The sequence below is a fragment of the Streptomyces sp. NPDC057900 genome (genome assembly GCF_042887885.1).
Taxonomy (GTDB): Bacteria; Actinomycetota; Actinomycetes; order Streptomycetales; family Streptomycetaceae; genus Streptomyces.
Genome location: NZ_JBHVOI010000004.1, coordinates 346,640 through 369,106 on the forward strand (window position 1 = coordinate 346,640; position 22,467 = coordinate 369,106).

Consider the following 22,467-nt stretch of genomic DNA (forward strand, 5'->3'; position numbering starts at 1 on the left):
CCGTGAAGATCACCATCGATGGTGACTGGACCGCGACCGTTGTGGGGGAGCCCCTGGCCGTTGCGCCGCGCTTCGACTTCCGGGACTTCCGTGTGTACATCGGAAATTACACGGACGTGGAGGAGCGCTCGCAGTTCCAGCTCGACACCTTCGGTAGTACGGAATGGCTGTGGGACACCCCCGACGAGCTTCGCTTCGACCGGGAGAGCCGGCAACTGGTTGGCGCGGAGTTCCGCCTCCCCAATGATGTTGCGGACGCCGAGGACAGCCTGTGCGTACCCGTCACGCCTGCCGTCCGCCCGGGCGGGCTTCGTGCGGATGAGGTCCGGGACTTCCGCATGGCGACGACCACGGAACTGTGCCGCGCTCCCGGAGACACCGTCCTGACGTGTCTGCGCGACCTCGACGTGCTCGACGAGCCACTGGAGGCCCGCATCGGTATCGCCCCCGGCGTGGCGCTCCTCCTCCAGCACGGCACGGTCGTCGGCTGGAGCCTCACGGATCCCGTGTGTTACCTGACCAGTGGGCTCACTGCCTCGGACCCGTCTCCTCCGGCCACTGCCACTCGGGCCTTGTTCACCCAGTGCCTGGACTTGGTCACCACCTCGTTCGACGAGCTGAGGGGGCGGGACCCGGCCGCCCTGACCCGACTCAGGTCACTCGACGACGCTCTGCGCAACCAGCCCGACGATCGCCACCGGGCCGACGCCCTCCACGCGCTCATCGCGCAACTCGTCGAGGATTACGCGACGTGAGCACGAGCCGGTCGGGATGAGGTGCACGGGAAGCGTGGGGGCCGTCAGCGCAGTTTGAGCTGTTCGCGTAGGCGCTTCACGTGGGCCTGGATGTCGCGTTCGATGCCGGGCTCCTCGGCGGGCGCCGGGTGGGCGGGTTCGCGGCAGGGGCCGCACAAGCCGTCCCGGAACGCTTCGGCCCTGCCCGGTGCGCCGCAGTCGGTGCACTCGACCATCAGGCGGGGGGCTGACGTACCGCCCTGCGGTGCGGGGGCTGCGGCGGCGGGCCGGTGGGGCGGGAGCTTGGTGATGAGGCGCTTCCTGACGAAGCCGAGCGGTGAGTCGACCGTCGCGGGCAGCCCTGCCGTGACGGCGTGGACGAGGTAGTCGGCGTCCACACCGCGTGCGAACCATTCGGCTGCCGACTCCTCCAGCTCCCGGCAGTCGCCCTCGGAGAGCCCCAGGCGCTTGTCGGCAGGACCCAGCCGGGTCAGGGCCAGGTAGGCAGGCGACGCGTCTGCCGGGGTGGTGCGCTGTTGCGGTACGACGGGTGCGGGCGCGGGTGCCTCGGGTGTCGCGGGGGCTGCGGGTTCGGCCGGGACCCATGGGGGAGGGGGTGCGGCTGGTGCGGGCTCCGGTTGGTGCAGGCGCTGACCCGCTTCGGCGGTGAGGAAGGTGTTCCACCACTCGTTGTCGCGGGCCGTGCGCGACCAGAAGGTGCGGGTGACCCAGCGGACGGTGTCGCCGTCACCGACCGCGCACCGCGCCTGGCGCAGGTGTCCGGCCACGCCCAGGGCCCGCAGCGCGCTGCCCACGGCCATCTGCCCGTACAGGGGCTGGCACTTGGCCAAGGACTTGATGTTCATCGCCGCGCCCTCGGGGAGCTGGTCGACGTATCCGGCGATGTACCGCTCCCGCTCCGGCAGGAACGCGAAGTCGTCGGCGCGGGGAGGGCGCTGGTCCGGGACGGAACGCTTCCCGTAGCCGGGGCTGGCCTTCGGACAGAGGGCGGGGGCCGGGGCCGGGACTGGGGGCGTCGGCAGGGCGGAGCTAAAGTTCTGGGTAGCCACGAGATCGGTGTCTCTTTCGATCTTGGGGTGAGACCCCGGCCGGTGCGTTCAACACCGCGTCGGGGTCGTTTCGTTGGGGGCACGGTAAGCAGTCGCGACGCTCCGCCGCAAGTCGGTCACAAATAGTCACACTTGCTCGCCGTTACGGGTCAGGGAGGTGGGGAGGATTTCCCAATCCCTTTCTTTTACCTACCGGTTGTCAGGCATCGCTCGAATCTCGAAGCCCGGCTCCCGACCCTCGGATCCCGAGGGTCGAGACTCGGGGCGCCCCTCTCTCACGTACCCACGAACGAGTGAACAGGCCCTCAGGGCTCGGGGCTTCGTTCTCGGCAGCTTCCTGGCGCCCGCTGACCCCGTACCGACTTCTCGCGACTCCAGGAGCGGGATGGAGCTTGCCGGGAGCGGCGCTAGGCGTTCGCCCGGTGCCGGAGGTTTCCGACCTTGTCGGTGCCGTGGTTGCCGTGGTTGCCGTGGTGGCTGTGGTTGTTGTGGTGGCCGTGGTGGCAGTGCTTCGGCGGCTTCTTGGCTGTGTCGGTGACGATGGTGCTGACCCCTGTGCCGGCGTTCTCGGGGGTCAGTTCGATGGGCCCGAAGACGTGGTCGGCGGGGAGGTTGTGGCCGGGCGGGGCCTGGGTCTCCTCCCAGTAGTAGGTGCCGGTCGGGACCGTCCTGGTGCAGGTGCCGTCGGCGGCGGTGACGCAGGGCTCGCCGATGCGGGTGTCGGCGTTGGTGCCGGTGGTCTGGAGGCCGGGGATGCCGTTGGTCTCCTTCCAGAGCTGGAAGGTGGCGTCCGCGAGGGGCTTGCCGGTGTCGGCGTCCTGCTTGACGACCGTCACGTCTCCGACGGGGTTGGCACAGGGGGTCCACTCGAAGTGGACGAAGGGAGTACCGCTGTAGGCCCCGGTCGCGATGTTGGCTCCTTCGGGCGCGAGGCTGGAGCCTCCGCCGCCGCCCGCGCCGCTGTTTTGTGCGGTGGGAGAGGCCGCGCCACCGCCACCGCCGGTGACTCCGGAGCCGCCACCGCCGCCCACGCCGCCGTGCGGGTCGCCGGTGTTGTTTCCGCCGGCGCCGCCGATCGGGCCTACGGCCGAGGAGCCGTTCTCACCGTTGGGGTCCGGGCGCGGGACGTTGATGCCGCCCTGGCCGCCCTCACCGCCGGACCGGCCGGGCTTGCCCTCGTCGTCGCCGGGCAGCCCGTGACCGGGCTCCCCGGTCAGCCCGCCACCGCCGCCGCCGATGTCGCTGGAGAAGAAGGAACCACCGCCGCCCCCGCCCCCTGCCGCCACGATCAGGTCGGTCGTTCCGGCGCTGACCGTGGTCCGCCCGCCACCGCCGCCTGCGGTGATGCCGGCGATCTGACCGCCCGCGATGTAGGCACCGCCCCGGCCGCCTCCGTTGTAGCCACCCAGGCTGCGCTGCGGGTCGTCGTAGTCCTCACCGGAGTGACCCGGACCGCCGACGTTCACGGTGAGCACTTCGCCGGGCGTCACGGCGAGCGGTGTCAGGACGTCCGCGCCGCCGCCGCCCGGCACCCCGTACTGTCCGGTGCCTCCCGGCCCTCCGGTCGCCTCGACGGTCAGGCTGCAGACATCGTCAGGAACGGTGAAGTTGGTGGGTTGGCCGCTGAACTCGAAGGTCATCTGACCCGCCTGCCGCGTGCTCGCGGACGAGTTCGCCAGAGCGGGGGAAGGAAGCATGGCCAGCGAGGTCATCGCAGCGACGAGAGAGACACCGCTGATGAGATGGATTCGTCGTTTCATGGGCGAAACATAGACATTTTCACACGGTCGGTGTCCGGTGCGTAGGTGATACGCGCTGCGAGGTCGCTCCAATGGAGTTGCAGTTCCGTTCATGTCCCGACTGCACGCAGCGCGTCGAGGCCCTGCGGCAGGAGGATCACCGCGCCGGCCGCCTGCAAGACGAGCGCGGGCCCCTCGGGCCGCTTGGATTCGCGTACGGGGACGGGCCCGGGGAGCCTCAGCCAGGCGTCCGATCGTCAGTTACCGAAGGCCAGCCTGATACCGAAGACGCCAATGACGGTGCCGGTGACGCGGTCGAGCACGCGGCGGGCCTGGGGCTTGCGGAGCCACCCCTGGAGGACGCGAGCGAAGCCGATGAGGACGGCGGACCAGAGCAGTCCGATCAAGATGTGCACCGTGGTGAGCAGGAGGCCGGCGGTGAAATGACCCGTACCTGGGGGGATGAACTGAGGCAGGACGGCGACGTAGAAGGCGCCCATCTTCGGGTTCAGGAGGTTGGTGAGCGTCCCCTGCCGCCAGCCTCCGCCGACCGAGTCCGCACCGGCAGCCGGAACGGAGTCCTCCCGGCCTGCCGAAGGCAGCCCCCGGAAAGTGTCCCGGAGCATGCGGAACCCCATCCACACCAGGTAGGCGGCGCCGATCCAGCGCAACGCGGTGTAAGCGAGATGGGATGCCGTGAGAAGCGCGGTCACTCCCAGAGAGGTGAACGCACCCCACACCAGGGTGCCGGTCTGGATTCCGAGGACGACGCCCCAGGCTCTCCTGCGCCGGCCGAGGGCCGACGTGCGCAGGATCAGCGCCGTGTCGAGTCCGGGAGTCAGAGTGAGAAGCCCTACAACTAGGGCGAAGGACCACAGAGCGGAGCTTATTGCCATGGAATGCCAGCTTACCCCGCCAGATCACCCACCCTATTAGCGGGTTTGGTGGATCTTGAGCTGTTCAGCCTCCACTCCCAGGAGGCAGCCCCTAGCCCAGCAGCCCGAGCAGTCGCCCCACCGCCTCCGCCGCGGGCCGGCCCACCTCGCCGACCGTGGCTGCGATCTGCGCGACGGATGCCAGGACCATGCCGCGCTCACGCAGGGCGCCGCGGTCGGGGGTGAGCTCGGGCAGCGCACCCTCGACGGTCCTGGCCTGGTCCGGGGCGAGGTGCGGGCGCAGCTCCCGCAGTACGCGGGTGAGGTCCTCGACAGCGGCCCGGAGCTCGACGTCCTCTGCGGCGCCGCCGACGGTGCCGTAGTTGATGCCGATGTTCTCCCGGCCGCCGTTCATGTTGACCACGGGCCCGTAGTAGTTCGACGCCTCGCTCACAGTTTGAACCCCGTGTTCCCCCGGCCGTTGTTCATGTTGACGACCGGGCCGTAGTTGTTCGTGCTGTTGTTGTGGAACTGCCGGACGATCGCGGTGAACTCGGCTTCCGGGTGGTCGATCGCGTACACGATCTGTCCGGCGATCTCACGCAGCTCGTCCATGCTCGGCAGGGTCACGACCACCCTGGAGCCGCTGTTCATCTCCACGACCAGCACCGGCTTCGCCGACGCGATCAGTTCCCTGATGACGACGAACACGCAGATCGCTACGACGATGAGCACGAGGCCGCCGTTCCCATTCTGCTCGACGTCGCCCGCGCTCGCGTAGTTGATCGCGGCGTAGACGATGACGGCGAGGACCAGCCACAGTACGAGGCGGCTGAAGGCCCTGCCCCAGTCGTGGCTGAGCCTGAACGCGTCGACCCAGGTGACGTTGTGCAGCGGGACGGCCGCAGAGCCCACCCACAGCGTCCGGCGGCTGACCCGGAGGACCAGCGGGTCCCCCTTGCGGCGAGGCTGATCACCGCCTCCGGGGTTCTGGAGGCGTCCGGGCATCGCAGAGCCCGACTGGACGGGCCGTCCCTGCGGCGGCAGCGGGGGAGCCTTCGGCCGTGGAGGCGAATTGGGTGGCGGCTCTGGCGGCGGTGCGCCGACCGTTCCGGTGTCGTCCATGGCTCCCCCGTGTGCTCGTCAGTCGCACCCGCATGCCGCAGGAGAACCATTAAGCGCTCAGGGAGCGGTGTGGGGCAGAGGGTAAGCGGCCAAATTGCCGCGTGCTGGCCGGTAGTTGACGAGTGGCGTGCGCCCCTGCGGTCCGCCGGGGCTCAGGAAGCCTTGACGGACTCGATGAAGGGCGCCCAGGCAGCCGCGTGCATGATCAGCGCGGGGCCGTCGGGCCGCTTGGAGTCGCGTACGGGGACGAGCCCGGGGTGGCCGTCGGCGACTTCGAGGCAGTCGCCGCCGTTCGCGTTGCTGTAACTACTCCTCCGCCAGTTTGCGCCGTGCAAGATGCTTGGGGAGCGCACCATTTCGATAGTCCTCTGTCGCTGCTTCGAGCACTGCCAGGGATGAGTCCGGCGACTCGGCGGCGGCCCTGAGCAGATCGTAGGACCTCCGATACTGCTTCACGATCCCCGGATCGTCGATCGTGTTCCCGTGGTACTGCCCTTCGGTGTAGCAGAGCGGAGGCGCGTCCGCGAAGTCCAGCAGCATGGCGTTGTTGTACATGAGGGCGTGAGCCCCGGTGTTCCACGGAACGATCTGTAGAATGACCCGTCCGCTTCTGGTGAGAGCGGCCACATGTTCAAGCTGTTCAGCCATCTGCGCCGGTGGCAGGACCGGTTGCCAGAGCAGGGTCTCGGGGATGACGATCCAGTACTCCGGATTACCCTGTTCCAGGAGATGTTGGGCTCGTTGCAGCCTTGATTGGACCATTACGTCCGTCTCTTCGGTAAGGCCCGGCGCGCGTTCGGCCCGGAACAGCTCGCGAATGTATGCCTCCGTTTGCACCAGGCCGGGGATGACAGTGGGCGACCACTGTCCGATCGTCACTGCCTGGTTCTCCGTCTCCAGTACGCGCTCGAAGTACTTGGCATGGCCCTTGCGACGCGCTTCTCGTACGTCTTCACAACGCCGCTTGAAGAACCCGTCAGTCCTCAGCACCCGGTCCACATGCTGCGCCAGCTCTACCGGCATACGCCGATGCCCGTGCTCGATCTCGCTCAGGTACGTGATGCCGAAGAAGCTGCCGTCCACCAGCTTCTCCAGCGTGAGGCCCGCTTCCTCCCGTTTGAAGCGCAGTTCCTTCCCGTAGAACTGCGGGACCCCCGCCGAGCCGTCGATTTCCTTGCGTGTGGCCACCGGTGACCGCCTTTCGCGCTGCGCTCTGTGGAGCGGTAATGGCTTCCACCGTAGGGCCCGGTGCGGCAGCGTGTGAGGCGTTCGTCACAGTCAGCAACGAAAGGTGCACGCCTCCTCATGGACGAGATCAGGGACGACTCACCCACGTACGACATCGTCAAGGACATCGACGCACTGCGCGCCGCGCTCGCCGCGCACGGGATCACGCTGCCGTCGCTCGGGGTCGATCCGCTGACGCTGGCCGGGTGGTCGAAGCATCCGCCGCTGGTCGCGCTCGGCAACTGCAACGTGGTGACCGCGCGGCGGCTGGCCGAGGCGCTGCGGGTGGGGGCCGGGGGATGAACGCACTGCCGTTCACGGTGGAGCTGCTCGCCGTGCCGGAGGCCGTACCGGAGATGCGGCGCATGCTGCGGTGGCGGTTCGGGGAGGTGGACGTGCCCGATCTGCTGCTCTGTGTCAGTGAGTTGCTGACCAACGTGATCGTGCACGTGGGTGCGGGGGCGCCGGTCACGTTGCGGATCAGCGGTACGGGGGCCGGGCGGGTGCGGGTCGAGCTGAGTGATCCGGCGCCGGGGGTGTGGCCGGCGATACGGTTCGCGGCGGGCGATGCGGAGACCGGGCGCGGGCTGCTGCTGTTGGACGCGTTCGCGCTGCGGTGGGGCGTGGAGCAGGGGCCGTACGTGAAGACGGTGTGGTGCGAGCTGCGGGCGTCCGCCGTCGGGCGGGGGCTCGACGTCGGGCGCCGGTGCCTCCAGAGACGGTGACAGGGGCGGCGAGGGTCAGTCGGACCGGGTGGCGGTCCGGTGGTCCGTGGGTGGCCAGACGGTCAGCTGTGCCCCGTCGCAACTGACCGTCCGGCCGGGATACATGGCCTGGACGGCGGCCCGGTCCAGGCCGTCTATGTCGCCGCGCAGGATGACCGCGCCCGGCTGGTGGGAGACCCACACCGTGCCGACCGGCCACACCACGATCGTGTTCCCGCACCGGGTCACGTGCCGCCAGGGGTACGCCTCGCGCAGGGCCGTCAGCGCGTCGTCCCCACGGCTCTCCGCGTAGTCGCCCTCCAGGCAGACGAGCGTGTGGTGGCGGCTCGCCCGGACCGTGCCGTCGGGCCACGGCCGGTCGTAGGGGCGGGCGCCTGACGCGTTGGCATCGTAGTGCCCGAACGGAAGATGTTCCGGAGTGCGAACATACTCATGTGAATCGGACACCGGACAGACCCCCCAAGTCGCTCTTCACCTCGTGAGGTTGCCTAGCTCCCGAGGCTTTGCTTGAGAGAATCTATTGGATTGCTTCCGCGAATTGCAAGCGATATAGGTGGCTGTTCAAGGTGTCCGTGACGGCGGGCCCCCGTCCGTGCCGGACCCGCGCGGCGGCAACGGCGGCCGCCTCAGGTCCGGGACCGCGTCGTACGTCGGCGGGGTCTTCGGCGGGGTCGCGGCCAGCAGGTCCAGGGCCATCCAGACCGCGTCGTCCAGGACCGCGTGGCGGCCCTCCGCCCAGTCCAGGGGGGTGCGCAGGGCCTCCACGTCGGGGGAGACGCCGTGGTTCTCCACCGTCCAGCCGTAGGCGTCGAACCACGCGGCGTTCATCGGGACCGTGATCACCGTGCCGTCGCCCAGCTGGTGGCGGCCGGTCATGCCGACCACGCCGCCCCAGGTGCGCTGGCCGACCACCGGGCCCAGCTTCAGCAGCCGGAACGCGGCGGTGATCATGTCGCCGTCGGAGGACGTCGCCTCGTCGGCCAGTGCGACCACGGGGCCGCGCGGGGCGTTGGAGGCGTAGCTCACCGGCTGGGCGTCACGGGTCAGGTCCCAGCCGAGGATGGTGCGGGTGAGTTTCTCGATGACGAGTTCGCTGATGTTGCCGCCCGCGTTGCCGCGTACGTCGACGATCAGGGCCTGGCGGGAGACCTCCAGGCGCAGGTCCCGGTTGAACTGGGCCCAGCCCGAGCCGCCCAGGTCGGGGATGTGCAGGTAGCCGCAGCGGCCGTCGCTCAACTCCCGTACGACCTCGCGGCGTTTGGCCACCCAGTCCTGGTAGCGCAGCGGGCGTTCGTCGACCAGCGGGACGATCGCGACCCGGCGGGAGCGGCCCTCGCCCTCCGCGGGCCTGAAGGTCAGCTCGACCGTGGTGCCCCCGGCGGCGGCGAGCAGCGGGTAGGGGCCGGCGACCGGGTCGACCGGGCGGCCGTCCACGTGGGTGAGGACCGCGCCCTCCCTGATGCCCGTACCGGCGAGCGGGGAGCGGGCCTTGGAGTCGGAGGAGTCGCCGGGCAGGATGCGCCCGATGGTCCAGTCGCCGTCCCGGCAGAGGAAGTTGACGCCGAGCAGGCCGATCGCGCGCTGGTAGTGCGGCGGGCCCTCGTTGCGGCGGGCGGGGGCGACGTAGGCGTGCGAGGTGCCCAGTTCGCCGAGGACCTCGCGGAGCAGATCCGCGAACTCGTCGGGGGTGGAGACCCGTTCGAGCAGCGGGCGGTACTGGTCGAGGACCGCGTCCCAGTCGATGCCGCACATGTCCGGCTCCCAGAAGTAGGAGCGGATGATGCGGCCCGCCTCGTCGTAGGCGCCGCGCCATTCCGCCGCCGGGTCGACGTCGTGCAGGATGCGGCGCAGGTCCAGATAGACCGTGGAGTCGTTGTCGCCGGGCTCGGTCGCGGGGACGGCGCGCAGCTCGCCGTCGTCCATCACGACCAGCCGGGAGGCGTCGCCGCTGACGGCGAACCAGTCGAGGTGGCCGACGAGTTCGGTCTTCCGCGCCTTGGCGATGTTGAAGTGCTCCAGCGTCGGGCGGCCCGACATGTCCGCCGGGTTGGCGAACGTCTCCCCGAGCGCACCCGAGATCGGCCAGCGCAGCCAGACCAGCCCGCCGCCGCTGACCGGGTAGAGCGCGGAGTACTTGGAGGCGGCGACCGGGAACGGCGTGACCCGGCTCTCCAGGCCCTCGAACTCGACGGTGACCGTGGAGCCCTCGGCGACGCCCGCCTCCGCCGTGTCCACCGGGTCCAGGCCGCCCGCGGCCGGGCGGCCGTCGGGGGAGAGCGCGAAGGGGGAGGGGGTCGCGGAGGAGAGCGGGACCAGGTAGGGGCGGCAGCCGAGCGGGAAGGAGAGGTCCCCGGTGTGCACGTCGTACACCGGGTCGAAGCCCCGCCAGGAGAGGAACGCGAGGTAGCGGCCGTCGCCCGTGAAGACGGGGTTCTCGTCCTCGAAGCGGCCGTTGGTGACATCGACGATCACGGGTGATCCGGCGCCGGTGATCCGGGCCAGTTTGATCTGGCGCAGCGTGCGGCCGATGCCGGGGTGCGACCAGGTCAGCCAGGCCCCGTCCGGGGAGAACGCCAGATCGCGGACCGGGCCGTTGGCCGAGCGGATCAGCTCGACGGGTTCGCCGGTCGTGTCCTCCTCGACGTCCAGGAGCAGGAGGCGGCCGTCGTGCGAGGCCATCGCGAGGATCTCGCCGTCCGGGTCCGCGACCAGCTCCTGGACCCGGCCGATCCGCCCGGAGGCGAGGCGGCGCGGGGCGCGGTCGCCGCTGGCGCGCGGCAGGTAGGCGATCTCGATCGCGTCCTCGCCCTCCGCGTCCGTCACGTACGCCACCTGGCCGCCGCTGCCGAGCATCTCGGGCAGCCGGACCCGGACGCCGGGGGTGTCGGCGATGGTGCGGGCGGGGCCGTCGCGGTGGGTGAGCCAGTAGAGGCTGCCGCGTACCGATACGGCGCTGGCCCGGCCGGTCTCGTCCACGGAGAGCGCGTCGACGTGGCTGGCGGCCGCCACCTGGTACGGGCGCCGCCCGGCGCGCGGGCCGCCGAGCCGCACGTCCAGCCTGCGCGGGACGGTGTCGGGCGACTCCAGGTCTTCGGCCAGCCAGAGTTCGCCCGCGCACTGGTAGACGACGCGCCGCCCGTCGCTGGAGGCGTGCCGGGCGTAGAACGCGTCGTGGTCGCTGTGGCGGCGCAGACCGGTGCCGTCGGGCAGGCAGGAGTAGAGGTTGCCGACGCCCTCGTGGTCGGAGAGGAAGGCGATCCGGCCGCCGACGAACATCGGTGAGCCGAGGTGCCCGCCGATGTCCGGGAGCAGCCGCTCGCCGTGCAGCCACAGCCGTCCCGTCGCCCCGCCCCGGTAGCGCTTCCAGGCGGCGGGCTCGTGCGGCGGGGTGCCGGACAGCAGCAGGGTGCGGCGCTCGCCGTCGATGTCCGCCACGGCGATGTCGGAGACCGGGCCCCAGGGCAGCCTGCCGCCGGGGCTGCCGTCCGTGGGCACGCTGTAGGCCCAGGAGAAGTACGAGAACGGCTGCCGGTGCGAGGAGACGGCGAGGATCTGCGCGGCGTCCCCGGCGTCCGGGGTCCAGCCGCAGACCCGGGCGTCCGTCGACCCCCAGTAGGTGAGCCGGCGGGCCGGGCCGCCGTCGACCGGGGCGAGGTGGATCTCCGGGTCGAGACTGCGCCAGGTCGTGTACGCGATCCGGGTCCCGTCGGGCGAGAAGCGAGGATGGCTGACTCTGGTGCGGTCGACCGTCACCCGCCAGGCACGTCCGGGCCGCTCGCCCTCCGCTGCGAGAGGGGCGACCCAGAGATCGTCCTCCGCCGCGAAGCAGAGGAGATCCTCGTGGAGGTGCGGGAACCGGAGATACGAGACGTCGTCACTCACCCCCCAATGCTTTCCGCGCGAGCGGGGGGCGGCAACTTGTGGTGCGGAACACAAGCGAAACGATTCCGTTTCGCTGGGTGGCCGGGGTACCGTCGAGGTGTACGAAACAGTTTCGTTCGATTGACATGAGTTCGAGACGCAAGTCCGAGCCACAACACCTACACATCGCGAGCTCGGAACGGGGGTCGACACATGGCACGCACACGGCTCACGCCCGAACGCGAGAGCGAGCTCTACGCCGCGGTGCTCGACCTGCTCCGTGAGGTCGGTTACGACGCCCTGACCATGGACGCCGTCGCCGCCCGCACCCGTTCCAGCAAGGCCACCCTCTACCGCCAGTGGGGGAGCAAGCCCGAGCTCGTCGTCACGGCCCTGCGGCACAACAAGCCCGTGTCCCTCGGCGATGTCGACACCGGCTCGCTGCGCGGTGACTTCCACGCCGTCCTGAGCCGTACCGATGACTGTCAGATGGAGAAGGACGCCGCGCTGATGCGGGGTCTGAGCCATGCCGTCCACAACAACCCCGACCTGCTCCAGGCCCTGCGCGCACTGCTGGTCGAGCCGGAGCTCTCCGGTCTCGAAGTGCTGCTGAACCGAGCCCTGGACCGGGGTGAGCTGCGTCCGGACAACCCGGCGCTGAAGTACGTACCCCACATGCTGATCGGCGCGTTCACCGCTCGGCAGCTCATCGAGGACCGTCCGGTCGATCACGCGTTCCTCACCGATTACGTCGACTCCGTGATCCTCCCCGCTCTCGGAGTCTGACCGCCGTCCCCACGGCCCCGCACAGCCCTCTCCCCAGAAGCAGCTCCACCTGACACGCCGCTCTCGTCGTCGGGCTGGTTCCGTACGCCTTTTTCCACTCAACGACCCGACCGGGAGTACGCCTCCGTGGCCACATTCCTCTACAAAATCGGGCGGCTCGCCTTCCGGCGCCGCCGCTATGTCGCCCTGATCTGGGTGGCCCTGCTGGCGCTCGCCGGATTCGGCGCGGCCTCCGCGTCCACCGCCACCTCCAGCTCCTTCTCGATCCCGGGCACGGAGGCGCAGAAGGCCTTCGACCTGCTGGAACAGCGGTTCCCCGCGGCCAGCGCCGACGGCGCGACCGCGCGCATCGTCTTCAAGGCGCCCGAGAACGAGAAGATGACGGACCCGGCCAACAAGGCCGACGTCAAGAAGATCACCGCCCAGCTGAAGTCCGGCTCGGACCAGGTGGCCTCGGTCGTCGACCCGTACACCGGGAACGCCGTCTCCAAGAACGGCTCGACCGCGTACGTCTCGGTGACCTACAAGGTCAACTCGATGGAGCTGACCGACGCCACCCGGGACGCCCTGGAGGACGCGGGCGAGGCGGCGCAGAAGACCGGGATGACCGTGGAGATCGGCGGTGACGCGCTCCAGGTGATGCCGGAGACCGGTGCCACCGAGGTCATCGGCATCGCGCTGGCCGCGGTGGTGCTCGTCATCACCTTCGGCTCGCTCATCGCGGCGGGGCTGCCACTGCTCACCGCGCTGATCGGTGTCGGCATCGGCGTCTCCACGATCACGGCCCTGGCCAACGTGCTGGACCTCGGCTCCACCACCTCGACGCTCGCCATGATGATCGGCCTCGCGGTCGGCATCGACTACGCGCTCTTCATCGTCTCCCGCTACCGCGCCGAACTGGCCGAGGGCAGGGAGCGCGAGGAAGCGGCGGGACGGGCGGTCGGCACAGCCGGTTCCGCGGTCGTCTTCGCCGGGCTCACCGTGGTCATCGCCCTGGTCGGGCTGGCCGTCGTCAACATCCCGATGCTGTCGAAGATGGGCTTCGCGGCGGCCGGCACGGTCGCCATCGCCGTCCTCATCGCGCTCACCCTCGTTCCGGCCATGCTGGGCTTCGCGGGCAAGCGGGTCATGGGACGCAAGGCGCGCAAGGCGGCGGAGGACGAGAACAGGCCCGATGCCAAGCCGAACATGGGCACCCGCTGGGCCCGGTTCGTGCTGCGCAAGCCGGTGTGGGTGCTGCTCGTCGGCGTCCTCGGCCTGGGCGCGATCGCGATCCCGGCCGCCTCGCTGGAGATGGGCCTGCCGGACGACGGCTCCCAGCCCACCAGCACCACCCAGCGCCGCGCCTACGACCTGCTCTCCGACGGCTTCGGCCCCGGCTTCAACGGCCCGCTGATGGTCGTCGTCGACACCGAGAACAGCTCGGACGGCAAGGCCGCCGCCAAGCGGGTCGGTGACGAGATCTCCGGCATGAAGGGTGTCGTCGCCGTCACCCCGGCCAACTTCAACAAGACCGGGGACGCGGCGATGATCACCGTCGTCCCGAAGGACCGGCCCAGCTCGGTCGAGACCGAGAACGTCGTCCACGCGATCCGCGACGCGGGCAAGGACATCAAGTCCGACACCGGCGCCGAGGTCCTGGTCACCGGCTCCACCGCGATGAACATCGACTTCTCGCAGAAGATGAACGACGCGCTGCTGCCGTACCTGGCGCTCGTCGTCGGCCTCGCCTTCCTGCTGCTGATGGTGGTCTTCCGGTCGATCCTGGTCCCGCTGAAGGCGGCGCTCGGCTTCCTGCTCTCGGTCGTCGCGGCCCTCGGCGCGGTCGTCGCGGTCTTCCAGTGGGGCTGGCTCGGTTCGCTCTTCGGGGTCGAGCAGACCGGTCCGATCATGTCGATGATGCCGATCTTCATGGTGGGCGTCGTCTTCGGTCTCGCGATGGACTACGAGGTCTTCCTCGTGACCCGGATGCGCGAGGCCTACGTCCACGGCGAGAAGCCCGGCCAGGCGATCGTCACCGGCTTCAAGCACGGTGCGCGGGTGGTCACGGCCGCGGCCGTGATCATGATGGCGGTCTTCTCCGGCTTCATCGGCTCCAGCGAGCAGATGATCAAGATGATCGGTTTCTCGCTGGCCATCGCCGTCTTCTTCGACGCGTTCATCGTGCGGATGGCCATCGTGCCCGCCGTGCTCGCCCTGCTCGGCAAGCGCGCCTGGTGGCTGCCGCGCTGGCTGGACCGGGTCCTGCCCAACGTCGACGTGGAGGGTGAGGGGCTGCGCAAGGAGCTCGGCGCCGCCACCGATGACGGGGCCGGTCCGCCGGACCACGGCGGCGAGCGCGAGCTGACCCGCGTCTGAGCCGCTCACTCCGAGCTGCTCCATTCGGGCCGCTCACCGAGCTGTTCCCGTCGGGCCGCTCACCGAGCCGCTCGCTTCGAGCCGCTGAACTCCGGAGCCGCGTCTGAGCGGAGCGCGGCCCCGGTAGCGCCGGTTACCTGTGGGGACGGGGGGCCGGAGCGACGAGAGCCCCCGTGCACCTGGTGTGCACGGGGGCTCTCGGCATGTCCCGGGTCAGGCGGGGGCGGCCTCGGGCCTCGGGCCGGTCCTGGCCTCCGCGTGGGTGCGGCGCAGGAAGCGGATCAGGGGGGCGCTGTCGAACTGCACCACCTCCACGCCGGTCGCCGAATGGAGCTCGACGACCAGCTGGGCCCGGCCGCACGGCCAGACGCGGTAGCCGTCGCGCTCGACCGGGGCGCGCAGCCCGCGCTCCAGCAGCTCACGTTCGATGACCCATTCCGTACCGCCGGGGAAGGCGATCCGGATCGTGGGCGGGGCGTCGGCGGCGTCGTGACGCAGCTCGACCGGGACCACGGGCAGGTCGCGGGCGTCGGTGACGAGCCGGGCTCTGGCATGTTCTTTGATCACGGGGGACATGGGCCGGCTCCTCCTGTGTATACGTCTCTTGTATACGCCTTCGCCCTCTAATGTCCCATATTTTACGTAAAGAGCACTGTGAGAACCCTGGGCAGTTGTGACGACAGCGCTCTTGCGAACGGTTCGCAACAAGGTTCTATTATTGAGAGGTTCATGACCCCGCGCAGTCACGCAGTAACGCAGGAAGCGGAGCCTCCCCCATGCATGTACCCGACGGATTCATCAATCCGCCCGTCTCCGCCGTGGCCGGAGTCGTCGCCGCCGGTGCCGTGGCCGTCAGCCTGAAGGGGGCCCGCCGGGAACTGGACGAGAGGACCGCGCCGCTGGCCGGTCTGGTCGCCGCCTTCATCTTCGCCGTGCAGATGCTGAACTTCCCGGTCGCCGCCGGTACCAGCGGCCATCTGCTGGGCGGGGCGCTGGCCGCGATCCTGGTCGGGCCGTACACCGGAATCCTCTGCGTCTCCGTCGTCCTGCTGATGCAGGGCATCCTGTTCGCGGACGGCGGGCTGACCGCGCTCGGCGTGAACATCCTGGACATGGGCATCGTCACCACCGTCGTCGCGTACGCCCTCTTCCGGGGCCTCGTCGGGCTGCTGCCGCGCACCCGCCGCTCGATGACCGCCGCCTCCTTCGTCGCCGCGCTCGTCTCCGTACCGGCCGCGGCCTGCGCCTTCACGCTGATGTACTGGATCGGCGGCACCACCGACATCCCGATCGGCAAGGTCTTCACCGCGATGGTCGGCGTCCACGTCCTGATCGGCATCGGTGAGGCGGTGATCACCGCGCTGACGGTCGGCGCCGTCATCGCCGTACGCCCCGACCTCGTGCACGGCGCCCGCGGACTCACCGCCCCGCTCAAGCTCCGGATCGACGGCGAACTCGTCGACGCGCCCGCCCGTGAGCCCGTCGCCGCCGCACCCGCCGCCCGCTCCAACCGCGGCCTGTGGGCCACCGGGCTGGTCACCGCGCTGGTCCTGGCCGGATTCGTCTCCTTCTACGCCTCCGCCAACCCCGACGGCCTGGAGAAGGTCGCCACCGACCAGGGCATCGACAAGAAGACCGAGGAGCACGCCGCCAAGGACTCCCCGCTCGCGGACTACGGCGTCAAGGACATCTCCGACGCCCGGATCTCCGGCGGCCTGGCCGGAGTGATCGGCGTCGGCGCCACCCTCGTCGTCGGCAGCGGCGCGTTCTACGTCGTCGCCCGCCGCCGCCGCAAGGGCGACGGGACCGAGGCCGTCACGAGCACGGACGCGAAGGTCTGATGGGCGCGGGGCACGCCCACAAGCTCTACCGGCACGGGCACTCGCCGGTCCACGACCTGCCGCCGCACTGCAAGCTGGCCGCCGTCTTCTGCTTCGTCGTGGTCGTCGTCACCACCCCGCGCGAGGCGGTATGGGCCTTCGGGCTGTACGCGCTGCTCCTGGCGGGCGTCACCGCGGCGGCCCGCGTCCCGGCCGGCTTCCTCCTCAAGCGGCTGCTGATCGAGGTGCCGTTCGTCGCGTTCGCGCTGCTCATGCCGTTCGTCGTGCCCGGCGAGCAGACCCACGTACTCGGCCTCTCCGTCAGCGTCCCCGGCCTCTGGGGCGCCTGGAACGTCCTGGCCAAGGGCACCCTCGGCGTCGCCGCCTCGGTACTCCTGGCCTCCACCACCGAACTGCGCTCCCTGCTGCTCGGCCTGCAACGGCTGAGGCTGCCGCCGCTGCTCGTCCAGATCGCCTCCTTCATGATCCGGTACGGCGATGTGATCACCGACGAGATGCGCCGGATGTCCATCGCCCGCCGCTCGCGCGGCTTCGAGGCGCGCGGGGTACGGCAGTGGGGCGTACTGGCCAAATCGGCGGGCGCGCTCTTCATCCGGTCCTACGAGCGCGGGGAACGCGTCCACCTCGCGATGGTCAGCCGCGGCTACACCGGCACCATGCCGGTCATCGACGAGGTGACCGCCTCGCGCACCCAGTGGGCGTACGCCTCGGCACTCCCCCTGCTCGCCCTCGCCGTGTGTCTGCTGGGATGGACCGTATGAGCCACGAGCACGACCCCGTACCGCCGTCCCTCGAAGTCAGCGGACTCGCCTACGCCTACCCCGACGGCCACCAGGCGCTCTTCGGCGTCGACCTGACCGTCGCACGCGGCGAACGCGTCGCCCTGCTCGGCCCGAACGGGGCCGGCAAGACCACCCTCGTCCTGCACTTGAACGGCATCCTCGACGCGGGCGCCGGCACCGTCCGGGTCGCCGGGCTCCCCGTCGAGAAGCGCAACCTCGCGGAGATCCGGCGCCGCGTCGGCATCGTCTTCCAGGACCCCGACGACCAGCTCTTCATGCCCACCGTCCGCGAGGACGTCGCCTTCGGGCCCGCGTCCGGCGGGCTGCGCGGCGCCGAACTGGAGGAGCGGGTCACCGACGCGCTGAAGCAGGTCGGCATGGAGGAGTTCGTCAACCGGCCGCCGCACCACCTCTCGTTCGGGCAGCGCCGCCGCGTCGCCGTCGCCACGGTCCTCGCGATGCGCCCGGAGATCCTCGTCCTGGACGAGCCCTCCTCCAACCTGGACCCGGCCTCCCGCCGCGAACTGGCCGACATCCTGCGCTCCTTGGACGTCACCGTGCTGATGGTCACGCACGATCTGCCGTACGCCCTGGAGCTGTGCGGCCGCGCGGTCATCCTCAGCGAGGGCGTCATCGCCGCCGACGACCGCACCCAGGACCTCCTCTGCGACGAGCAACTGATGCGCGCCCACCGGCTGGAGCTGCCCTTCGGCTTCGACCCGCGCTCCGTGACGGTGAACACGAGGTAACAACCTCACCCGCCCCACCCGCGACCTGCGCGGCAATGCACCATGGGGGTATGAGCGGGAGCGCGGGAACAGGCGTGGACGTACGGGGCGCGGTGGTGCCCGGATTCGAACCGGTCCGGGATGCTTTCATCCGTAATTTCGAACAGCGCGGCGACCGGGGGGCGGCGGTCACCGTCTACCGGCACGGGCACAAGGTCGTCGACCTGTGGGCCGGGACCAGAGACGTGGACGGCGCGGAGCCGTGGGCCGTCGACACCGTGCAGGTCGTCCGCTCGGCCGGCAAGGGCATCGCCGCCGCCGTCCCGCTGCTGCTCCACCAGCGCGGCCAGATCGATCTGCACGCCCCCGTCGGCACCTACTGGCCGGAGTTCAAGGCCAACGGCAAGGAGCGCGTACTCGTCCGCCACCTCCTCGCCCACCGGGCCGGCATCCCGGCCCTGGACCGGACGCTGACCCCCGAGGAGGCCGCCGACGGGGTGAGCGGGGCGCTCGCCGTCGCCGCCCAGCGCCCCCAGTGGGAGCCCGGCACCGAGCACGGCTACCACGCGCAGACCTACAGCTGGCTCATCGGCGAACTGGTGCGACGCGTCACCGGACGCACGGTCGGCCGCTGGGTCGCGGAGGAGATCGCCCGCCCGCTCGGCCTGGACTTCTGGTTCGGCATCCCGGCGGACGAGGCGCACCGGGTGGGCCGGATCGGCCCGGTCGAGGCGCCCTCGGGCGAGGGCACGGGCGCGCTGCGGATGCGGCCCAAGCGCTCGGTCGTCGAGGCCTACCGCGACCCGGAGTCGCTGACCCGGCGGGCGTTCGGCGCGATCGACCCGTTCCCCGACGAGAACGACCCCGGCTACCAGGCCGCCGAACTCCCCGCGTCCAACGGCATCGCCACCGCCCGGGGACTGGCCCGCTGCTATGCCGCGATGATCGGGCCGGTGGACGGCCACCGGCTGTTCGCCCCCGCCACGCTGACCCTGGCCCGCACGGAGGAGTCCGCGGGGCCGGACCGGGTGCTGGTCGTCAACACCCGTTTCGGACTCGGCTACATGCTGCACGGACCGGCCTCCCCACTGCTGGCCCCGGGCTCCTTCGGCCACCCCGGAAGGGGCGGTTCGCTCGGCTTCGCAGACCCCGAATCGGGCATCGCGCTCGGCTATGTGACGAACGGTCTGCAGAAAGGAGTCACCGCCGACCCCCGTGCCCAGGCACTGGTCCGGGCAGTACGGTCGGCGCTATGACTTCTGCCGCGCTCGCGCGCTTCGACGGTTACGGCGTCCTCATCACCGGTGCGGGCCAGGGCATCGGCGCCGCCACGGCCCGCCGCCTCGCGGCCGAGGGCGCCGGGGTCCTGGTCACCGACCTGGACCCGGAGCGGGCCGCGCGGGTGGCGGCGGACATCGTCGCGGCGGGCGGCCGGGCCGAGTCGCTGGCCTGCGACGTGACGGACCGGGCGGCGGTCGAGGCGGCGGTGGCGCACGCCGTCGCGGTGTTCGGCGCGCTCGACGTGCTGGTGAACAACGCCTACGCGTGCACCCCCGACGAGGCGCTGTTCGAGGACGAGCCGGACGACGTCTGGGAGCGCGATCTCGACGTCACCCTCAGCGGCGCCTACCGGTGCGCGCGGGCCGCGATGGCGCACCTCGCGGCGTCCGGCCGGGGCGCGATCGTCAGCATCGGCTCGGTCAACGGAGTACAGGACTTCGGCAACCACGCCTACAGCGCCGCCAAGGCGGGCCTGGCCTCCCTCACCCGCACCCTCGCCGGCCACGCCGGACCTCGCGGGGTGCGGGTCAACCTGGTCACGCCCGGCACGATCCGCACCGACGCGTGGTCCGGCCGCGAGGACGAGCTGGCCCGGGTCAGCGGCCTCTACCCGCTCGGCCGGGTCGGTGAGCCCGAGGACATCGCCGCCGCGGTCGCCTTCCTCGCCTCCCGCGACGCCGCCTGGGTCACGGGCACGACACTGTGCGTGGACGGCGGGCTGACGGCGGTGAACACCGGCTTCCGGCAGGCCCTCACGAAGGACTGAGGCCCGGCCCCGCCTCAGCGGTCGGTCGCGGCGTCGTACACGCCCACGATCCGCTCCAGGAAGGCCGCCACGACGGCCTGTTCGCCAGGCGAGAGCTCCGCGGCGGCCTCGCCGACGCCTTCGATGACCGGTGCCACATGCTCGTACGCCGTGGCGCCCCAGTGCTCGGCCGGGGTCACGATCACCTTGCGGCGGTCGGTGGGGTGCGGCTCGCGGGTGGCGTGGCCGCCCGCGACGAGCCGGTCGATCACCAGGGTCGTCGCCGCCGTCGAGGCGTCCAGCCTGCGCGCGAGGTCGGTGGGCGTCGTCGGCCCGACGTTGACGAGATGGTCCATCACGGCCAGGCCCGCCGGGTCCACCCGCAGCCGCCGCCCCAGATAACGCTCGAACCGCTGCTGCCGGAGCGTCAGGTTCCGTAGCTGCTCGCGGATGGCGCCACCGCTCGTCGCGGGCTCGGTGGCAGGCCGTTTGACATCCATGCGGCTCAGGATACTCTCGATATTGCTAAGAATATTGGTAATCAATGATCTGAGGTAAAATGAGCGCGACGGAGCCGATCGCCGCACCGGGTGCCGCCCCGGCCGCTGCGGAGCCCTACCGCTGGCGCTGGCTGATCCTGGCCGTGATGCTCGTCGCGGAGATCATGGACCTGCTGGACGCGTCCATCGTCAACGTGGCGGGACCCGAGCTGGAGAAGTCGCTCGGGGCGGGTCCGGTCGGCCTCCAGTGGGTGATCGGCGGCTACGCGCTCACCCTGGGCGCCGGACTGATCCTCGGCGGCAGGCTGGGCGACCGCTACGGGCGCCGCCCGATGTTCCTGCTGGGCCTCGCCGCCTTCACCCTCACCTCGCTTCTCTGCGCGTGCGCGCCGAGCATCGAAACGCTGATCGTCTTCCGGCTGCTCCAGGGCACCGCGGGCGCGATGCTCCTGCCGCAGGGCCTCGGACTGCTGCGGGAGAACTTCTCCGGTGCCGAACTCACCAAGGTCTTCGGCATCTTCGGCCCCGTGCTGGGTCTCGGCGGCATCGTCGGCCCGGTCCTGGGCGGCGGACTGATCCAGGGCGACTTCCTGGGCCTGGGCTGGCGGCTGGTCTTCCTGGTCAACCTGCCCATCGGCATCGTGGCCCTGATCGTCGCCGCGAAGGCCGTACCGAAGAAACCGGGCGACCGCGCGGTGGTCGTCGACGGCGTGGGGGCGGCGCTGGTGGCCCTGTCCTGCGCCCTGCTGGTCCTGCCGCTGAACCAGGGCCAGGAGTCCGGCTGGCCGCTGTGGACCTGGCTCTGCATGGCCGCGTCCGCCCTCGGCTTCGCCGCCTTCGCGCTCCAGCAGCGCCGTACCGCCGCCCGGGGGCGGCAGCCGCTGGTGACGCCCGCGCTGCTGCGCAAGCCCGCGTTCACCGTGGGGCTCGGCGGGATCGCGCTGTTCTTCGGCGGACTCGTCGGCAGCCAGCTCGTACTGACCCTCTACCTCCAGATCGGGCAGCACTTCACCGCGGGCGAGGCCGGTCTCGGCAATCTGCCGCTCGCCGTGGGCACCGCGATCGGCGGCGCGGTCAGCGGCGCGTTCCTGGCCGAGCGGATCGGCCGGATGGTCCTCCAGATCGGCCCGCTGGTGCAGCTCGCGGGCGCCGGACTGCTCTGGTACGAGCTCGGCGCGACCGGCTCGTTCTCCGTCTGGGACATCGCGCCCGGCGTGGCCGTCTCCGGTATCGGCGCGGGCATGGTGATCGCCGCGCTGTTCAGCTTCATCCTCGCCGCCGTGGACGACAGCGAGATCGGCTCGGCCTCCGGGGTGCTCACGGCGGTGCAGTCCATCGGCGGCTCGATCGGGGTGGCCGTCTTCGGCTCGGTGTTCTTCGACCGGGCCACGGCCGGTGAGTTCACCGCCGGATACCGCCACGCGCTGATCGCCCAGGCCTGTCTGCTGGTGGCCTTCCTCGGCATCACCCTGCTGCTGCCGAAGAAGGCCCGGCCGGAGGGCGACGAGTTCGCGGACGCGGACGAGAAGGCCGCGGCGTAACGGGGGACGGGGGCGGGGCGTGCCGGGCGTGACGCACACGGCACCGGCCCTCCCGGGGGCAGTCCCGGGAGGGCCGGTGCGTGGGGGTACCCGTCCCCTCAGGCGGGTACCCGCAGGCGCTGACCGCGCCGCACCTCCGTCTCCTCCCGGGTGGCTCCGCGGGAGGTGAACAGCCGGTCGACGGCGAGCGCGCCAGGTCCGGAGAAGACGATCAGGAGCAGCGTCCAGCAGAAGAAGACCGCCGCCTCACCGCCGTTCTCCATCGGGAGCAGTGCCCGCTGCTGGTGCACGTCGAAGTACGCGAACGCCATGGAGCCGGACCCCACCAGAGCGGCCGTTCTCGTCCCCAGGCCGAGGATCACCAGGGTGCCCCCGGCCAGCTGGATGACGGCCGCGTACCAGCCGGGCCAGGTGCCCGCCGGCACCCGCGCGTCGCCCAGCAGCCCGAACAGCGAGGCGACCCCGTGGCAGGTGAAGAGCAACCCGATGACGATGCGGAACAGGCTGAGCGCGTAGGGCTGTGCCCGCCCCAGGTTGTTGATCATCATG

General features: G+C 70.8%; 23 protein-coding genes. 11 read left to right on the forward strand and 12 right to left on the reverse strand.

The window, feature by feature from the left end; translation table 11 throughout:
• Positions 1-2: 2 nt before the first annotated feature.
• Entirely contained in the window at positions 3-755 is a 753-nt protein-coding gene (locus ACFVQ0_RS19060; RefSeq protein WP_390089428.1) for a hypothetical protein, read from the forward strand.
• A 44-nt stretch (positions 756-799) separates the two neighbouring features.
• Here ACFVQ0_RS19060 and ACFVQ0_RS19065 read toward each other — a convergent pair whose 3' ends face one another.
• The 7 genes from ACFVQ0_RS19065 to ACFVQ0_RS19095 form a co-directional block, all read right to left on the reverse strand.
• Positions 800-1,804 carry a MarR family transcriptional regulator gene (locus ACFVQ0_RS19065; RefSeq protein WP_390089430.1) on the reverse strand — a complete coding sequence of 335 codons (1,005 nt, stop codon included), beginning with the start codon at positions 1,802-1,804 and terminating at the stop codon, positions 800-802.
• 407 nt (positions 1,805-2,211) lie between these two features.
• Entirely contained in the window at positions 2,212-3,564 is a 1,353-nt protein-coding gene (locus ACFVQ0_RS19070) for a prealbumin-like fold domain-containing protein (protein ID WP_390089432.1), read from the reverse strand.
• Positions 3,565-3,800: 236 nt separating this feature from the next.
• A complete protein-coding gene (locus ACFVQ0_RS19075; RefSeq protein WP_390089434.1) occupies positions 3,801-4,439 on the reverse strand; it encodes a LysE family translocator in 639 nt (212 codons plus the stop codon).
• Positions 4,440-4,530: 91 nt separating this feature from the next.
• Positions 4,531-4,872, reverse strand: a complete 342-nt coding sequence (locus ACFVQ0_RS19080) for a hypothetical protein (RefSeq protein WP_390089436.1) — start codon at positions 4,870-4,872, stop codon at positions 4,531-4,533.
• On the reverse strand, positions 4,869-5,426 hold the full coding sequence (locus tag ACFVQ0_RS19085) for a DUF6232 family protein (RefSeq protein ID WP_390089437.1): 558 nt from the start codon (positions 5,424-5,426) through the stop codon (positions 4,869-4,871). The genes ACFVQ0_RS19080 and ACFVQ0_RS19085 overlap by 4 nt, the downstream gene beginning before the upstream one ends.
• Before the next feature lie 269 nt (positions 5,427-5,695).
• Positions 5,696-5,899 carry a DUF397 domain-containing protein gene (locus ACFVQ0_RS19090; protein WP_390089439.1) on the reverse strand — a complete coding sequence of 68 codons (204 nt, stop codon included), beginning with the start codon at positions 5,897-5,899 and terminating at the stop codon, positions 5,696-5,698.
• Positions 5,850-6,731, reverse strand: a complete 882-nt coding sequence (locus tag ACFVQ0_RS19095; RefSeq protein WP_390089441.1) for a helix-turn-helix domain-containing protein — start codon at positions 6,729-6,731, stop codon at positions 5,850-5,852. The genes ACFVQ0_RS19090 and ACFVQ0_RS19095 overlap by 50 nt, the downstream gene beginning before the upstream one ends.
• A 117-nt stretch (positions 6,732-6,848) precedes the next feature.
• On the opposite strand from ACFVQ0_RS19095, the gene ACFVQ0_RS19100 reads away from it, so the two are divergent.
• Together ACFVQ0_RS19100 and ACFVQ0_RS19105 are read left to right on the forward strand one after the other, a co-directional pair.
• Positions 6,849-7,073: a hypothetical protein gene (locus tag ACFVQ0_RS19100; protein WP_079193632.1), complete on the forward strand. Its 225-nt coding sequence runs from the start codon at positions 6,849-6,851 to the stop codon at positions 7,071-7,073.
• Positions 7,070-7,495, forward strand: coding sequence for an ATP-binding protein (locus ACFVQ0_RS19105; RefSeq protein ID WP_390089443.1), 426 nt, complete (start codon positions 7,070-7,072; stop codon positions 7,493-7,495). The genes ACFVQ0_RS19100 and ACFVQ0_RS19105 overlap by 4 nt, the downstream gene beginning before the upstream one ends.
• Before the next feature lie 15 nt (positions 7,496-7,510).
• Here the strand turns inward: ACFVQ0_RS19105 and ACFVQ0_RS19110 are convergent, their stop codons facing one another.
• Both ACFVQ0_RS19110 and ACFVQ0_RS19115 read right to left on the reverse strand, forming a co-directional pair.
• The gene (locus ACFVQ0_RS19110) at positions 7,511-7,942 is read right to left on the reverse strand and encodes a hypothetical protein (protein ID WP_390089445.1); all 432 of its coding nucleotides are present in this window, start codon (positions 7,940-7,942) and stop codon (positions 7,511-7,513) included.
• A 114-nt stretch (positions 7,943-8,056) separates the two neighbouring features.
• A complete protein-coding gene (locus ACFVQ0_RS19115; protein ID WP_390089447.1) occupies positions 8,057-11,377 on the reverse strand; it encodes a S41 family peptidase in 3,321 nt (1,106 codons plus the stop codon).
• Between the two features lie 192 nt (positions 11,378-11,569).
• Here ACFVQ0_RS19115 and ACFVQ0_RS19120 point away from each other — a divergent pair, with 192 nt between their 5' ends.
• A complete protein-coding gene (locus ACFVQ0_RS19120) occupies positions 11,570-12,142 on the forward strand; it encodes a TetR/AcrR family transcriptional regulator (RefSeq protein WP_390089448.1) in 573 nt (190 codons plus the stop codon).
• 126 nt (positions 12,143-12,268) lie between these two features.
• Positions 12,269-14,500, forward strand: coding sequence for an MMPL family transporter (locus tag ACFVQ0_RS19125; protein ID WP_390089450.1), 2,232 nt, complete (start codon positions 12,269-12,271; stop codon positions 14,498-14,500).
• 213 nt (positions 14,501-14,713) lie between these two features.
• On the opposite strand, the gene ACFVQ0_RS19130 is transcribed toward ACFVQ0_RS19125, so the two are convergent.
• Complete coding sequence (locus tag ACFVQ0_RS19130) at positions 14,714-15,076, reverse strand: SsgA family sporulation/cell division regulator (protein ID WP_390089452.1); 363 nt, start codon at positions 15,074-15,076, stop codon at positions 14,714-14,716.
• Between the two features lie 200 nt (positions 15,077-15,276).
• Here ACFVQ0_RS19130 and ACFVQ0_RS19135 point away from each other — a divergent pair, with 200 nt between their 5' ends.
• The 5 genes from ACFVQ0_RS19135 (at position 15,277) to ACFVQ0_RS19155 (ending at position 19,898) form a co-directional block, all read left to right on the forward strand.
• On the forward strand, positions 15,277-16,341 hold the full coding sequence (locus ACFVQ0_RS19135) for an energy-coupling factor ABC transporter permease (RefSeq protein WP_390089454.1): 1,065 nt from the start codon (positions 15,277-15,279) through the stop codon (positions 16,339-16,341).
• Positions 16,341-17,102, forward strand: coding sequence for a cobalt ECF transporter T component CbiQ (cbiQ, locus tag ACFVQ0_RS19140; RefSeq protein WP_390089456.1), 762 nt, complete (start codon positions 16,341-16,343; stop codon positions 17,100-17,102). The genes ACFVQ0_RS19135 and cbiQ overlap by 1 nt, the downstream gene beginning before the upstream one ends.
• On the forward strand, positions 17,099-17,872 hold the full coding sequence (locus ACFVQ0_RS19145; protein WP_390089458.1) for an energy-coupling factor ABC transporter ATP-binding protein: 774 nt from the start codon (positions 17,099-17,101) through the stop codon (positions 17,870-17,872). The genes cbiQ and ACFVQ0_RS19145 overlap by 4 nt, the downstream gene beginning before the upstream one ends.
• A gap of 74 nt (positions 17,873-17,946) precedes the next feature.
• Positions 17,947-19,107 (forward strand): serine hydrolase domain-containing protein, encoded by a 1,161-nt coding sequence (locus ACFVQ0_RS19150; RefSeq protein ID WP_390089810.1) that lies wholly within the window; start codon positions 17,947-17,949, stop codon positions 19,105-19,107.
• On the forward strand, positions 19,104-19,898 hold the full coding sequence (locus ACFVQ0_RS19155; RefSeq protein ID WP_390089460.1) for an SDR family NAD(P)-dependent oxidoreductase: 795 nt from the start codon (positions 19,104-19,106) through the stop codon (positions 19,896-19,898). The genes ACFVQ0_RS19150 and ACFVQ0_RS19155 overlap by 4 nt, the downstream gene beginning before the upstream one ends.
• A 14-nt stretch (positions 19,899-19,912) precedes the next feature.
• Here the strand turns inward: ACFVQ0_RS19155 and ACFVQ0_RS19160 are convergent, their stop codons facing one another.
• The gene (locus ACFVQ0_RS19160; RefSeq protein ID WP_390089462.1) at positions 19,913-20,377 is read right to left on the reverse strand and encodes a MarR family winged helix-turn-helix transcriptional regulator; all 465 of its coding nucleotides are present in this window, start codon (positions 20,375-20,377) and stop codon (positions 19,913-19,915) included.
• 59 nt (positions 20,378-20,436) lie between these two features.
• Here ACFVQ0_RS19160 and ACFVQ0_RS19165 point away from each other — a divergent pair, with 59 nt between their 5' ends.
• Complete coding sequence (locus ACFVQ0_RS19165; RefSeq protein WP_390089464.1) at positions 20,437-21,918, forward strand: MFS transporter; 1,482 nt, start codon at positions 20,437-20,439, stop codon at positions 21,916-21,918.
• Between the two features lie 98 nt (positions 21,919-22,016).
• On the opposite strand, the gene ACFVQ0_RS19170 is transcribed toward ACFVQ0_RS19165, so the two are convergent.
• Positions 22,017-22,463 carry a DoxX family protein gene (locus ACFVQ0_RS19170; RefSeq protein WP_390089812.1) on the reverse strand — a complete coding sequence of 149 codons (447 nt, stop codon included), beginning with the start codon at positions 22,461-22,463 and terminating at the stop codon, positions 22,017-22,019.
• Positions 22,464-22,467 lie beyond the last annotated feature (4 nt).